Consider the following 15,314-nt stretch of genomic DNA (forward strand, 5'->3'; position numbering starts at 1 on the left):
CTTCGTTGGTACGGGTCAGGCGGGCGGAGGTGCCAGGTAGAAGCCGGCCATGTCGACGACGATGTTCACGGACTTGGCGCTGCTGTTGTAGACCATGAAGCCGGGGGCCAACCCGACCGTGATCTGGTTGGCGATGGTCTCGTTCACGCCGAAGTTGATGACCGATGCGGTCGGGCGTGGCTGGCCTTCGGGGTACACGGTCAGGTAGCCGGGCGACTGTGCGCCGGTGACGGTCAGGTTGGCGACGGCGGCCGTGGGCTGACATTCGAGGAGGTAGCAGTCGTTGTTGTAGGCGTGGATAAAGATCGCCTGGCCCGGTCCGATCGGGTTCAAGCTCTCGCGCGTGTCCAGCACCCGGTTCGGCTGGAACGGCAGGTAGGTGTCGGCGATGCCGGGTGCGAAGTAGCCGCTCAGGTCGGCGAGCACGTGGACGGTGCCGCTGCCGCCGTACGCGAAGGAGATCTTCCGGTCGACGACGGGTGCGATGACCATGTTGTTGGCCGTCTGCCCAGTGACGAAGTTGAGGTTCGAGGTCGTCGGCACCGCGCTGCCGGGCGGGAACGCGGTCAGATGGCCGCCGGCGGTGGGTTTGGTGACCGCGACGTTGAGCAGTACCGCGGTGGTGCCGACCGGGACACGCGACGCGAGGTCGACGGTGACGCGCCCGTTCGGGTCGACCGGGGTGGTGCCTGGGACGCCCACCGCGGAGCGGGTGTCCAGGACCCGGGCCGGAGTGTTCGACGTGAGGCCCTGACCCTCGTTCCCGTAGTACCCGGCGAGGTCGGCGAGCACGTGCACGGTGCCGCTACTGCCGTTCTTGATCTTCACCCTGCCGTTGGCCACGCGCACGGTGACCAGGTTCGGGATCGTCTGGTTCGCGGAGAAGTTGATGTTCGAGGCCGTCGGTTCCGCGTTGGTGTAGACCTTGAGGTAGCCGTTGGCGGTCGGGTTGGTCACGGTCACGTTGAGCACCACCGCGTCCGCGGTCGCGGCCGGAGCCGGCAACGGAAGCTCGAGCTCCTCGTGCGGGTTGAGCGGCGTCGTGCGGGGCACGCCGATCCCGGCCTTGGTGCTGAGCACCCGCTGCGGGGCGACCGCGGTGAACGCCGCGCCCAGCATCAGACAGACACTCTTGGTGTACTGAGCCGAGAAGGTGCGGAACCCGTCAGTGCTGACCTGGACGAAGACACAGGCACGGCCGGCGCGCTCGAAGGTGAAGCGCGCGGTCCCGGTGCGGTTGACGATCGGCTGATCCATCGCGTCCAGGACGAAGGTTCCGATCGGTCCGTCCACCGGCCATTCGGGGTGAGTCGTCACCGTCGTGTTCGTCTCGAACGTGCCGCCACCGCGCACTCGCGCGATGGCCGTGCTGAATGCCGGGCTCGGCATGAGCTCGGTAGCGCCACGGTCGATGAAGCCGCCGCCGCTGTTGAGCGCGTCGGGCTTGTCGGCGTGGGGGTTGCCACGCAGGTCTGTGGCAGGCAGGCCGGGCGCGTCGGCCCAGGCGGAGTCGATCGCGGGAGAGTCGTAGGAAAGACTCCACCCGAGGCTGTCCACGTTGAAGGCGTCCACGAGCTTGGCGTCGGCGCCGATGTCGTGCGCGCCCTGGCCGGTAGCAGCGTGGAACGCGGCCTGCGTCGGATAGGTCGTGCCGGCCCACGAGTAGGCCGGAGCACCGGGTACCGGGTCGATCACGTTGTAGTCGATGTGGCTGTCGGCCGTCGCGGTGCGGGCGACGGCGACCGCCACCGCGCTCGCCGGGTCGGGAGCCGGGTTGCCGACGCAGCCGGCGGCATCGACCTTCCGGGTCCGCACGATCGTGTTGTAGAGGCCGAACCCCGTCGACGCTCCGGTCACCGCGACGCCTGTGGCACAGTCGGCGACGATCGTGTTGTTCGTCAAAGTGGTACGCGGAGCGTCGGTCACCACGACCGCCGGAACGGCTGGGAGCTGTGGGGATCGGTACGTCTCGACGCTGTTGCCGGCCAGCACGGTGTCGCTGACGCCAGCGCCGACGGAGACGAACGACGAGCGCGCCGCCAGGGACACCATGCTGGAGATCGTCACCCGACGCGAGTTGCCTCTGATGGCGACGCCCGGGCCGTTGTTCGAGGAGAGCCAGCCGTTGGTGAGGACGATGTCGGCCGAGTCCTCGATGACGACGGCCGACTCGGGGCCTCCCGAGAGGTACATCCCATCGATGACGACGTCATGCACTCCGGAGAGCGTGAACGTCGGAGTCTTGGCTGGCGCGACGATGGTGGTGCGGCCGCCCGGCCCACGAGATCCCTTGATCGTGATCGGCTTGCCGGGCTCGCCGGACGGCGGGGAGATCGCGTCGTCGTGCCGGCCAGGCCCGACGGCGATCGTCTGCCCAGGCTGGACGGTCGCCGTCGCCGCCGAGATCGAGCAGTAGGGGTGCTGCTCGGATCCGTCGGGAGTCGCGCCACAGGTGGTCGAGACGTAGATGGTGTCTGGTGGTTCGGCTGCCGCGGACGCGATTCCGGCCGGGAGGCCGGCGGCCGTCAGCACGCCGATCGTCAGCAGCGTCGCGCTGCGACCAACCCGCATGTCATTTCCCGCTTCGAAAGAGGTGGCCGAAGGCCGGCACCCGTATGGCTGCCGGCCTTCCGGTGTTGGTCAGGCGGTGGGTGCCTGGAGGTAGTAGCCGGCCTGGTCGACGACAACGTGGACAGTGCCCGCGCTGCTGTTGTAGAGCCAGAAGAAGCCCGCCACTGACTTGATGGTGATCAGGTTGGCGATGGTGTCGCCCTTGTTGAAGTTGATGACGGAGGTGGTGGGGCGTGGCCCGTCCTCGTTCGGAAAGACGGTCAGGTAGCCCGGCGACTGCGTGCCAGTGACCGTCAGGTTGGCCACGAGAGCCGAGTGCCGGCAGCCGACCACGTCGTGATCCACACAGAGAAGCGCGTCCGTATAGATCAGGCGCGTCTCGCCGGGTCCGACGGCTGTCGAACCCGGCTCGCGGGTGTCCAGGATCCGCTTCGGTGCGACCGGGAGATAGGTGTCGGCGACGCCCGGCGCGAAGTAGGCGTTCAGATCGGCGATGACGTGGACGGTGCCGCTGCCGCCGTACGCGAACGAGATCTTCCGGTCGACGACGGGTGCGATGACCATGTTGTTGGCCGTCTGCCCGGTGACGAAGTTGAGGTTCGAGGCTGTCGGAACCGCGCTGCCGGGCGGGAACGCGGTCAGGTGGCCGCCGCCCGTCGGCTTGGTGACCGCGACGTTGAGCACGACCGCGGTGGTGCCGACCGGCACGCGCGATGAGATGTCGACGGTGACACGGCCGTTGGGGCCGACCGGGGTGGTGCCCGGCACGCCGACCGCGGCGCGGGTGTCGAGGACCCGGGCCTGGGTGGCGTTGGTCAGACCGAAGCCGGCGTTCGCGTAGTAGCCGGCGAGGTCGGCCAGGACGTGCACCGTACCCGCGCTGCCGTTCTTGATTTTGACCCGCCCGTTGACGACGGGCACGCTGACCAGGTTCGGGATGGTCTGGTTCGCGGAGAAGTTGATGTTCGAGGCGGTCGGTTCCGTATCGGGGTAGACCTTGAGGTAGCCGTTGGTGGTCGGGTTGGTCACGGTCACGTTGAGCACCACCGCGCTGCTGGTCGCCGCAGGTGCGGGCAGCGGCAGCTCGATCTCCTCCTGCGGCCCGAGCGGAGTCGTGCGCGGCAGTCCGATCCCGGCCTTGGTGCTCAGCACACGCTGCGGGGCGACAGCGTTGAAGGACGCGCCCAAGAGCACACAGGCATCAATGGCGTACGACGACGTGCGGGAGCGGAAGCCGGTCAGGTCGGATTCGACGTCGACACAGACCCGGCCGGGGTGGTCGAAGGTGAACCGGGCCGTGCCTGTGCGGTTGACGATCGTCTGCTGGCCCGCGGCCGCGAAGGAGAAGTACCCGACCGGTCCGTCCAGGACCCAGGGGTAGGTGGCCGTGATCGTCGTTCTCGTCTCCAACGGGCTGGGGCCGTGCGCCCGTCCGGTCGAGACGCGGTATGTCGGGGTGGGCAGAAGCTCGCTGGCACCACGGTCGACGAACCCGCCGCCGGTGTTCGGGGCGTCGGGCTTGTCGGCGCGAGCGTTTCCGCGCAGGTCGATGGCGGGCCGGCCCGGTGCGTCGGTCCACGCGGAGTCGACCGCGGGCGAGTCCCCGCCAATGCTCCAACCGAGGTCCCACGCCGTACCGGGATTCCCGAGCTTCGCGTCGGCGCCGATGTCGTGGGCGCCCTGCCCGGTGGCCACGTTGAACGCGGCCGGGTTCGGATAGGTCGTGCCGCCCCAGGAGTAGGAGGGTCCGCCGGGCACAGGGTCGATCACGTTGTAGTCGACGTGGCTGTCCGCCACAGCGGTGCTGGCGACGGAGACCGCCAGCACGTTCGCCGGGTCGGGAATCGGCTTGGTGTTGCAGTCGGCGGCACTGCCGACCCATCGGGTACGCACGATCGTGTTGTAGAGGCCGAACCCGGTCGACGCTCCCGTCACCACGACACCGTCGGCGCAGTCGGTGGCGATCGTGTTGTTGGTCAGCGTGGTCCGCGGAGCGTCGGTCACCACGATCGCGGGGGCGGACGGAAGCTCGCCGCCTGCCCGAAACGTCCGCATGCTGTTGCCCGCCAGCATCGTGTCGGTCACACCCGCTCCGACGCTGATGGACGTCCCCCGTGGCGCCTCCACCGACATGCCGCTGATCGTCACCCGGCGCGAGTCGCCCCTGATGTCGACGCTCGTGCCCAGGACCGCCCGGGCCCAGCCGTTGGTGAGAACGACATCGGTCGAGCCCTCGACGACGACAGCCGGCACCACGCCCGAGGTGGCCTCAATCCCGTCGATAACGACGTCGTGCACTCCGGCGAGGATCATCGGCGAGGTCGAATCGGTCGTGTAGACGTGCGCGCGCCCGGTGGGCGAGCGGACGCCCTTGATCGTGACGGGCTTGCCGGGCGCACCGGACGGCACGGCGACAGACTCCGTGTAGTTGCCCTGTCCGACCAGGATGGTCTGGCCAGGCTGGACCACCGCGGCCGCCGCCGAAATCGAACAGTAGGGCGCCTGCTCGGATCCGTCTGCGTTGGTGGCGCACGTGCGGGACACGTGGATGGTGTCCGTCGGTTCGGCCGCGGCGGCGGTTCCGGCCGGTAGGCCGGCCGCCGCCAACAAGCCGACCGTGAGCAGCGTGGCGCTGCGGGCGAGCCGCATCATTCGTTCCCCGTTTCGAGTGGTGGCGCTGCGAGGTAGTAGCCGGCCTGGTCGACTACAACGTGGACAGTCCCGGCGCTGCTGTTGTAGAGCATGAAGGAGCCGACGAGGGACTTGACGGTGACCAGGTTGGCGATCGTCTCGCCCTTGTTGAAGTTGATGACCGAGGCGGCCGGGCGAGACTCGCCAGTGGGGTAGACGGTCAGGTAGCCCGGTGACTGTGTGCCGGTGACAGTCACGTTGGCCACCAGAGTCGATGTCCGGCACCCGAAGGCCGGGCACGCCAGCGGATCTACCCGAACCATGATCGTCTGGCCTGGTCCGACCGGCATCGAGCCTGGTTCGCGGGTGTCCAGGATCCGCTTCGGATCGACCGGGAGATAGGTGTCGGCGATGCCCGGCGCGAAGTAGCCGCTCACATCGGCGAGGACATGCACGGTGCCGCTGCCGCCATATGAGATGGCGATTTTGCGGTCCACGACGGGTGCGATAACCATGTTGTTGGCTGTCTGGCCTGGGACGAAGTTGAGGTTCGACGTGGCCGGAACCGCTCCACCGGGCGGAAACGCGGTCAGGTGGCCTCCGGTGGTGGGCTTGGTGACGGCAACGTTCAGGACGACCGCGGTGGTGCCGACCGGGACCCGTGACGACAGGTCGACGGTGACGCGCCCATTGGGACCGACCGGGGTGGTGCCTGGGACGCCGACTGCGGACCGGGTGTCTAGCACCCGCGTGGGCGTGGCGCTGGTCAGGCCGAAGCCGGCGCTGGCGTAGTAACCGGCGAGGTCGGCGAGCACGTGCACGGTGCCCGCACTGCCGTTCTTGATTCTCACCCGGCCGTTGGCGACCGGAACGGTGACCAGGTTCGGGATTGTCTGGTTGGCCGCGAAGTTGATGTTCGACGCCATCGGCTCCGCGGTGGGGTAGACCTTCAGGTAGCCGTTCGAGGTCGGGTTGGTCACGGTCAGGTTCAGCACCACCGCGCTGCTGGTCGCTGCCGGGGCGGGCAATGGCAGCTCGATCTCCTCGTGCGGGTTGAGCGGGGTCGTGCGGGGCACACCGACCCCGGCCCTGGTGTTGAGCACCCGCTGCGGAGTGACCGCGGTGAACGACGCGCCGAGGTACGTGCAGCTATCCAGGGCTGCGGGTGCCGAGAACTCCCGGAAACCGTTCAGGGTGCGCCTGACCTGGACGCAGGCGAGGCCAGGGCGGTCGAACGTGAACCGCGCAGGGCCGGTGCGGTCGACGATCGTCGACCGGCCCTCGGCCGAGAAGGAGAGGTGTCCGAGCGGCCCGTCCATGGTCCAGGGGTTCGTGGCCTCGACCCTCGTGATCAACTCCAACGGGTTGTCGCTGTAGGCCCGATTCGTCCAGAAGCTCAACGTCGGAGGGTGAACGAGCTCGGTCGCGCCGCGATCGACGAACCCACCGCCGGTGTTCGGCATGTCGGGCTTGTCGGCGTGCCCGTTGCCGCGCAAGTCGATGGCGGGTCGACCCGGTGCGTCGGTCCAGGCCGAGTCGATCGCGGGCGAGTCCCAGGCGAGGCTCCACCCCGCTCCGGTCGTGAACCCGTCGAGAACCAGCCGGGCGTCGCCGCCGATGTCGTGAGCGCTCTGTCCCGTGGCCGTGTGGAACGCCGACGGGTTGGGATAGGCGGTGCCGCTCCACGCGTACGCCGGGGCGCCCGGCGCCGAGTCGATCACGTTGTAGTCGACGTGGCTGTCCGGAGTCGCCGCGCTGTCGACGATCACCGCCGGCACGGTTGCCGGATCGGGCATCGCGGTGCCGGAACAGGTATCGGACCCGACGGGCCGCGTCCGCACGATCGTGTTGTGGAGGCGGAAGCCGGTCGACGCACCGGTGACGGCCACACCGACGTTGCAGTCGGTGACGATCGTGTTGTTGGTCGCGGTGGTTCGCGGTGCGTCGGCAACCGCGATGAGCGCGGCGGGCCGCTGCGTCCACAAGGTCGCTCTGAGGCTGTTGCCGACGAACATGGTGTCGGTGACCCCGGCGCCGATCGTCATGAAGGACGTCCGTGTCACCGAAGCCGCGTTGCGGCTGATCGTCACCCGTCGCGAGTCGCCGCGCAGGTCGACGGCGTTGACGTTGACCGACCGGATCCAGCCGTCGGTGACCGTGATGTCGGTCGAGCTGTCGATGACCAGGGCAGGGTTGTTGGCTGCGGAGATGTCGATCCGGTCGAGGACGATGTCGTGCGCGTCGGTCAGGACGAACGGCGGCTTGCCGTTCGCGGTGGACACGGTGGCGCGCTCGCCCGGCCCGAAGTACCCCCTGATCGTGATCGGCCTCCCGGGTTCGCCGGACGGCGGGGACACCGACTCCTGATAGATGCCCGGACCGACAACGATGGTCTGGCCCGGCTCGGCCTGCGCGGCGGCCACGGAGATCGAGCAGAAGGGCCGCTGCTCGGAGCCGTCCGCACCGTCCTCGCAGCTCTTGGCCACGAAGATCGTGTCCGCTGGCTCGGCTGCCGAGGCGCTTCCGATCGGAAGGCCGGTGGCCAGTAACAAACCGGCTGCCAGCAGCGTCGCGCTGCGACTGATCCGCATCGTGCTCTCCCCGTTTTAATGATCTTGCTGAAGGCTATCGAGCGGCCACATCGATTTCCATTGGCCGATACGCCAGAGGCCGGCGCCCACTCGGAGCACCGGCCTCATCGCCGTTCGTCGGTTCAGGCGGGCGGCGAGATGTAGACGCCCGCCAGGTCGATCACGAGGTCGACTTCGCGGGCGCTGCTGTTGTAGACCCGGAACTTGTTGTCGTGGAGGCCGACGGTGACCAGGTTGGCGATGGTCTCGTTGACGCCGAAGTTGAGGACCGAGGCAGTCGGGCGGGGCTGGCCGTCCGGGTAGACGGTCAGGTAGCCGGGCGAGAGAGTGCCCGTGACGGTCAGGTTGAGCACGGCGGCGGTGGTGGTGCAGCCGCGTCCGTCGCACTCGTCCGGCTCCACCCGGACGTCGCCGCTCATGCCGGGTCCGAGTTTCATGTACCCGGGCTTGCGACTGTCGAAGAGCCGCCGCGGCGAGAGTGGGACGAACGTGTCGGCCACGCCGGGCGCGAAGTAGCCGCTCAGGTCGGCGAGGACATGGACGGTGCCGCTGCCGCCGTACGCGAACGAGATCTTCCCGTCGACGACCGGGGCGATGACCATGTTGTTGGCCGTCTGTCCGCTGACGAAGTTGAGGTTGGAGGTCGTCGGGATCGCGCTGCCGGGCGGGAAGGCGGTCAGGTGGCCGCCGGCGGTGGGTTTGGTGACCGCGACGTTGAGCAGCACCGCGGTGGTGCCGGCCGGGATGCGGGGCGAGAGGTCGACCGTGACTCGCCCGTTCGGCCCGATCGGGGTGGTGCCGGGCACGCCGACCGCGGAACGCGTGTCGAGCACCCGGGCCGGTGTGCCGGAAGTCAGGCCGAGGCCGATGTTGGCGTAGTAACCGGCGAGGTCGGCCAGCACGTGCACGGTGCCCGCGCTGCCGTTGAGAATCCGCACTCGGCCGTTGACCACGGGAACGGTCACCAGGTTCGGGATCGTCTGGTTCGCCGCGAAGTTGATGTTCGACGCGACCGGCTCGTTCTCGTTGCTGGGATAGACCTTGAGGTAGCCGTTGGTGGTCGGGTTGGTCACGGTCACGTTGAGCACGACCGCGCTGCTCTTGGCCGCCGGACCCGGCAGCACGAGGTCGATTGCCTCGCGCGGTGCCAACGGCGTCGTGCGGGTGGTGCCGATCGCGGCCTTGGTGCTGAGCACCCGTCCCGGGGTGACCGCGTTGAACGCGGCGCCCAGCATCACGCACGGATTTTCGCTTTGGGTCGGAGCCGCGCTGCGGAAACCGTTGGTGCTGGCCATGACATTGACGCAGGCAAGGCCGGCGCGACTGAACGTGATGCGGGCCGTGCCGGTGCGGTTGACGATCGTCGGTTGACCCTCGGCCTGGAAGGCGAAGGAGCCGACCGGGCCGTCCAGCGTCCAGTTATGGCGGGCCGTGACCGTCGTGCTCGTCTCGAGAGCACCGCCGCCGCGTACGCGGGACAGTGTGGTGGTGTAGGTCGGGGTGGGTACGAGCTCGACTGCGCCGCGGTCGACGAACCCACCGCCGGTGTTGGTGGTGTCCGGCTTGTCGGCGTGGGCGTTTCCGCGCAGGTCCGTCGCCGGCCGGCCAGGTGCGTCCACCCACGCCGAGTCGATCGCGGGCCCGTTGATCGCCGGGGTCCACCCGATGTCGCCGCTCTCGGGATTGCTCAGCAGTTGCGCGTCCGCGCCGATGTCGTGTGCGCCCTGCCCGCTGGCCGCGTTGAACTCGGCCGGGCTCGCGTAGGCCGTGCCACCCCAGGAGTAGGACGGCGCACCAGCCACCGGGTTCACCACGTTGTAGTCGAGGTGGCTGTCGGCCAAGGCCGCGCCGTCGACGGAGACCGGCGGCAGTTTCGAGAGCTCCGGAACCGGAAAGACGAAGCACGGCTGGGAGCCGACGGCGGCCGTCCGCACGATCGAGTTATAGAGGCCGAAGCCCGAGGATGCTCCGGTGATTCGGACGCCCGCGAAGCATTCGGTGACGATCGTGTTGTTCGTGATCGTGGTCCGGGGAGCGTCGGTCACCGAGATCGCCGCGATGTCGGAACTGGCGCGTGGGCTCATCAGGTGCACGCTGTTGCCCACCAACATGGTGTCGCTGCTCCCGGCACCGACCGCGACGAACGACCCCGTCACAGCCGAGCCTGCCGTGTCGCTGACAGTTACCCGACGGGAGTCACCCGTGATGTCGATGCCGGTCGCCAGGACGGTGTAGACCCAGCCGTTGGTGACGGTTATGTCGGTCGAGTTCTCGATCTGAATGGCCGGGGTGCGTAGCGCCGTTACGTCGATCCCGTCGATCACGACGTCGTGCACCCCGGACAGGACGAACGGCGTCTTGTCCTGGCGGTTGGTCAGCTTGGTGCTGCCGCCGGGGCCGCGGTATCCCTTGACAGTGACCGGTTTGCCCGGCTCCCCGGACGGCAGGACGATCGAGACCGATTCCCGGTAGTCGCCGGCGGAGACCAGGATGGTCTGACCAGGCTGGACGACTCCGGAGGCCGCCGAGATCGAGCAGTACGGAGCCTGCTCGGAGCCGTCGCCGCCGCTGCCACAGGCAGTGGAGACGTAGATGTTGGCTGGTGGTTCGGCTGCTGCCGCGGCGCCGGCCGGAAGACCGGCGGCTACGAGCAGGCTGACAGTGAGCAGCGTTGTGCCGCGCATTCGCATCAAGCTTCCCCCGCTTCTTGCGATTCGGGGGGAGAGCCTAGTCGGATGATCTATGAGTTCGCATTGGCCGATTGCCTGATGCCCGTGCTCGCGCGGGACACCAGCACCGGGGTCACTCGCGGATAGACAGGCGTCTCGACGGGGGAGTCGAGCAGGTCGAGGAGCATCGCCAGGCAGCGCCGGCCGACCTCGTCGAAGTCTTGGCGGATCGTGGTGAGCGGCGGCGACATGAACTCCGCTTCGGGGATGTCGTCGAACCCGACCACGCTGACGCTGTCGGGCACGCGGACGCCGCGCTCGTGGAAAGCGCGTAGCAGTCCCAACGCCTGTTGGTCGTTGGCACAGAACACCGCCGTCACCCGTGGGTCGCCGGCCAGGCGCAGGCCGGCCTGGTAGCCGGAACGGGCACTCCAGTCGCCGTCGATCACGGGCGGTACGGACCGGCCGGCCGCCTCCAGTGTGGATCGCCAGGCGCCTTCGCGATCCCTTGCCTCGAGCCAGTTCTGCGGCCCGCGGACGTGCCAGACCGTTTCGTGGCCCAGCTCCAGCAGGTGGCGCACGGCGAGCTCGGCGCCGGCGACCTGGTCGACCGAGATGGCCGGCAGCCCACCGCTCGCACCCGCCTCGACCACCACCGCGGGGATGCCCATCGGCAGGCTGCGCAACGCAGCCGCGGTATTGGTGAACGGCGCGATGATGACGACTCCCGCCACCGACTGCTCGGCCAGCGCGCTCAGTGCGTCGCTGACGCCGTCGTGGTCGAGCTGTTCGAGCGTGACGATGCTGACGCCGTAGCCGGCGGCACGGGCCGCGCGCTCGACGCCGAGCAGGGTCGCAGCAGGTCCATAGAGGATCGTGTCGAAGCTGACCACGCCGAGCACTCGGGAACGCCGGCCGGCGAGGCCGCGGGCCAGCGCGTTGGGGCGGTAGTTGAGCTGGCGCACGGCGGTCAGCACGCGTTCGCGGGTCTCGTCGCGGACGCTCGGATGTCCATTGAGCACGCGCGAGACGGTCTGGTGTGAGACGCCAGCTAGCCGCGCGACGTCGATCATCACCGCCGGTCGTGGCGGAGACGGCTGATCCATGGCAACTCCTCGGCCGACACTCTACCGGCCTTGTCGATCATAACCGCGCTGTGAACGCTAACAATCGTCCCTTCGGAGCTATTGACGTCGATTATGAGAACGCTAACATTCTCGCAACACGCGAGCCATCGATGTTCGTGAGGAGGAAGCCGTGCTCAGGAAATTGTCCGCGGTGGTGCTCGGTGGCGTGCTCGTCGCCGCCACACTGGCCGCCTGCGGTGGCGAGGGATCGGGTACTAGCGGCGGCGGCGCGGCCGCCGGCAAGGATGACGGCAAGATCACGATGGGCTTCTCGCAGGTCGGCGCCGAAAGTGGATGGCGGACGGCCAACACGAAGTCGGTCCAGGAATCCGCGAAGGAGGCCGGGATCGAGCTCAAGTTCTCCGACGCACAGCAGAAACAGGAGAACCAGATCAAGGCGATCCGCACCTTCATCTCGCAGAAGGTCGACATCATCGCCTTCTCGCCCGTGGTGGAGTCCGGATGGGACACCGTTCTGAAAGAGGCCAAGGACGCCGGCATCCCGGTGATCCTGACCGACCGAGCGGTCGACTCGCCCGATAAGACGCTCTACAAGACGTTCATCGGCTCGGACTTCGTCGTGGAAGGCACCAAGGCCGGCGAGTGGGTCAAGAAGGAGTTCGCCAGCGCGGCCGGCCCGGTCAACATGGTCGAGCTCCAGGGCAACACCGGTGCTGCCCCGGCCATCGACCGCAAGGAGGGCTTCGCTTCGGTGCTCGGCTCCGACGCGAAGTTCAAGATGCTCGCCTCCCAGCCCGGCGACTTCACCCGGGTCAAGGGCAAGGAGGTCATGGAGGCGTTCCTGCGCGCCAACAAGGACATCGACCTGCTGTACGCGCACAACGACGACATGGGTCTCGGCGCGATCGAGGCGATCGAGGCGGCCGGCAAGAAGCCGGGCGTCGACATCAAGATCGTGACGGTCGACGCGGTCAAGGACGGCATGCAGGCGCTGGCCGACGGGAAAATCAACTTCATCGTTGAGTGCAGCCCGCTCCTTGGCCCACAGTTGATGGAGTTGGCGAAAAAGGTGGTCGCCGGCGAGACGGTGCCCGAGCGGGTGCTGACCGAGGAGACCACGTTCACCCAGGAGCAGGCCAAGGCTGCCCTGCCCGAACGCAAGTACTGAGTGTCAGACGGCGGCCCCGGTTCGCGCCGGGGCCGCCCCTTCCGCCACAGGGAGAGCACACTATGCCCGAGAGCGAGCCGCTGCTTGTCATGCGCGGCATCGGCAAGCGGTTCCCCGGCGTCGTCGCGCTTGACGGCGTCGACCTGCGGTTGTTCCCGGGCGAGGTGCACGCCCTGATGGGCGAGAACGGCGCGGGCAAGTCGACCCTGATCAAGGTGCTCACCGGCGCCTACCACCACGACCAGGGTGACATCAGCCTCGCCGGTGAGTCGGTCGCCTTCGCCGGGCCGCACCAGGCGCGGCAGGCCGGCATCAGCACCGTCTACCAGGAGATCAACCTCTGCCCCAACCTGTCCGTCGCGGAGAACGTGCTGATCGGGCGCGCACCGACCCGGTTCGGTCGCATCCGTTGGTCGGCCGTGCGGCGCCGGGCCGAGGAGTTGCTCGACCGGTTGCACTTGAACATCGACGTCGGCTCTGACCTCGGCACTCACTCGATCGCCGTACAGCAGATGGTCGCCATCGCTCGTGCCCTTGACGTCGACGCCAAGGTGTTGGTGCTCGACGAGCCCACGTCGAGCCTCGACGCGTCCGAGGTCGACCAGCTCTTCCGGGTCATGCGCGGGCTCAAGGAAGAAGGCATCGCGGTCCTGTTCGTGACGCACTTCCTCGACCAGGTCTACGAGATCGCCGACCGGATGACCGTGCTGCGCAATGGGCGCCGGGTCGGCGAATACCGCACCGCCGAACTGAGCCAGCTCGACCTGGTCGCGGCGATGATCGGCAAGGACCTCGCCGTTCTCGAAGACATCGAGGAGGCGCCCCGCCGCGAGGTGGCCGTGCTGGAGCGGGGCACCCCGGTGGTCAGCGCCGACGGGCTCGGCCGCGCCGGCGCGATCGCACCGTTCTCACTCGCCATCCACAAGGGAGAGGTCGTCGGGCTCGCCGGGCTGCTCGGCTCCGGTCGCACCGAGGTCGCGCGGCTGCTGTTCGGCGCCGACCGGGCCGACCAGGGCCAGATCGCGGTCGACGGCGAGCCGGTCGCGCTTCGCGGACCGCAGTCGGCGATGCGGCAGAAGATCGCCTACTGTCCGGAGAACCGGCGCACCGACGGACTGGTCGAAGAGCTGACGGTGCGCGAGAACATCATCCTGGCGTTGCAGGCCGACCGCGGCTGGGCGCGCCCAGTGCCCAGGGGCAAGCAGGACGAGCTGGTGGCCCGCTATGTGCGCGCGCTCGACATCCGTCCGGCTGACCCGGAGATTCCCGTGCGCAACCTCAGCGGCGGCAATCAGCAGAAGGTGCTGCTGGCCCGCTGGCTGATCACCGAACCGAAGCTGATGATCCTCGACGAGCCCACCCGCGGCATCGACGTCGGCGCCAAGGCGGAGATCCAGAAGCTGGTGGTCGAGCTGTCCGACGGTGGCATGGCGGTGCTGTTCATCTCCGCCGAGCTCGAAGAGGTGCTGCGGCTCAGCCACAAGGTCGCCGTGCTGCGCGATCGCAAGCTGGTCGCCGAGCTCGACAACACCGACGGGCTAGACACCGACCGGGTCATGGCGGCCATCGCGAGTGGAGGCGTGGCATGAGCGTCGTGCGGCACCGGCTCTTCTGGCCAGTTGCGATGCTGGTCGCGCTGCTGCTCAGCAACCTGTTCTTCACGTCGGGGTTCTTCTCCATCGAAGTCCGCGACGGGCACCTGTTCGGCAGCGTGATCGACATCCTCCGGCAGGGCGCGCCGTTGATGCTGGTCGCGCTCGGCATGACGCTGGTCATCGCGACGGGCGGGATCGACCTGTCGGTCGGCGCCGTCGTGGCGATCTCGGGTGCGATGGCTTGTCAGCAGATTGCCGGCCTCGACGACCAGGGCGCGGTCGGCGGCGTCCTGGTCGCCGTGGCGCTCGCGCTGGTGCTCAGTGGCGGGCTCGGTGCGTGGAACGGCTTCCTGGTCTCCGTGGTCGGCATTCAGCCGATCATCGCGACGCTGATCCTGATGGTCGCGGGCCGAGGCGTCGCGCAGGTGATCACCGACGGCCAGATCGTCAACGTCAACTCTCCGCCGTACAAGACGATCGCGACGGGTTTCCTGTTCGGCATCCCGGTGCCAGTGATCATCGCCGCCGGGGTTGTCGCGCTCGTCGCCGTGGTCACCCGCCGCAGTGCGTTCGGGATGCTGCTCGAGTCGGTCGGCGGCAACGCGGGCGCGAGCCGGCTGGCCGGCATCAGGTCCCGGCGGTTGATCATCATCGCGTACGTCGTCTGCGCGGTATGTGCCGGCGTAGCCGGTCTGATGGTCAGCTCGACGGTGTCCAGCGCCGACGGAAACAACAACGGGCTGCTGATCGAGCTCGACGCCATCCTCGCGGTGGTGATCGGCGGGACCTCGCTGCTCGGCGGCCGGTTCTCCATCGCCGGCACGGTGATCGGCGCGCTGCTGATCAAAACGCTCGACACGACGGTCTACACGATCGGCATCCCACCCGAAGTGGCCCTGCTCTTCAAGGCGGTGGTCGTGGTGATCCTCTGCCTCGTGCAGTCACCCGCCTTCCGCGCCAAGATTGCCCGGCGCCAGCCCGCGGAGGTGGCGGCATGATCG

8 protein-coding genes are annotated in these 15,314 nt (G+C 68.4%); 3 read left to right on the plus strand and 5 right to left on the minus strand.

The window, feature by feature from the left end; all coding sequences use genetic code 11:
• Positions 1–15 precede the first annotated feature (15 nt).
• From BLV39_RS02525 to BLV39_RS02545, 5 genes are all read right to left on the minus strand, one after another.
• The gene (locus BLV39_RS02525) at positions 16–2,571 is read right to left on the minus strand and encodes a right-handed parallel beta-helix repeat-containing protein (RefSeq protein ID WP_090786618.1); all 2,556 of its coding nucleotides are present in this window, start codon (positions 2,569–2,571) and stop codon (positions 16–18) included.
• Between the two features lie 69 nt (positions 2,572–2,640).
• Positions 2,641–5,223, minus strand: coding sequence for a right-handed parallel beta-helix repeat-containing protein (locus BLV39_RS02530; protein WP_176984739.1), 2,583 nt, complete (start codon positions 5,221–5,223; stop codon positions 2,641–2,643).
• Positions 5,220–7,793, minus strand: coding sequence for a right-handed parallel beta-helix repeat-containing protein (locus tag BLV39_RS02535; RefSeq protein ID WP_090786620.1), 2,574 nt, complete (start codon positions 7,791–7,793; stop codon positions 5,220–5,222). Before BLV39_RS02535 ends, BLV39_RS02530 begins: the two co-directional genes overlap by 4 nt.
• A gap of 122 nt (positions 7,794–7,915) precedes the next feature.
• The gene (locus BLV39_RS02540) at positions 7,916–10,477 is read right to left on the minus strand and encodes a DUF1565 domain-containing protein (RefSeq protein WP_090786621.1); all 2,562 of its coding nucleotides are present in this window, start codon (positions 10,475–10,477) and stop codon (positions 7,916–7,918) included.
• A gap of 56 nt (positions 10,478–10,533) precedes the next feature.
• On the minus strand, positions 10,534–11,568 hold the full coding sequence (locus BLV39_RS02545; protein WP_090786622.1) for a LacI family DNA-binding transcriptional regulator: 1,035 nt from the start codon (positions 11,566–11,568) through the stop codon (positions 10,534–10,536).
• A 151-nt stretch (positions 11,569–11,719) separates the two neighbouring features.
• On the opposite strand from BLV39_RS02545, the gene BLV39_RS02550 reads away from it, so the two are divergent.
• The 3 genes from BLV39_RS02550 (at position 11,720) to BLV39_RS02560 (ending at position 15,311) form a co-directional block, all read left to right on the plus strand.
• On the plus strand, positions 11,720–12,718 hold the full coding sequence (locus tag BLV39_RS02550) for an ABC transporter substrate-binding protein (RefSeq protein ID WP_090786623.1): 999 nt from the start codon (positions 11,720–11,722) through the stop codon (positions 12,716–12,718).
• A 62-nt stretch (positions 12,719–12,780) separates the two neighbouring features.
• Complete coding sequence (locus BLV39_RS02555) at positions 12,781–14,307, plus strand: sugar ABC transporter ATP-binding protein (protein WP_090786624.1); 1,527 nt, start codon at positions 12,781–12,783, stop codon at positions 14,305–14,307.
• Positions 14,304–15,311: an ABC transporter permease gene (locus BLV39_RS02560; protein WP_090786625.1), complete on the plus strand. Its 1,008-nt coding sequence runs from the start codon at positions 14,304–14,306 to the stop codon at positions 15,309–15,311. The genes BLV39_RS02555 and BLV39_RS02560 overlap by 4 nt, the downstream gene beginning before the upstream one ends.
• The last annotated feature ends 3 nt before the right edge of the window (positions 15,312–15,314 follow it).

Source organism: Asanoa ishikariensis (genome assembly GCF_900107455.1).
In the GTDB taxonomy this organism is placed as follows: Bacteria; Actinomycetota; Actinomycetes; order Mycobacteriales; family Micromonosporaceae; genus Asanoa; species Asanoa ishikariensis.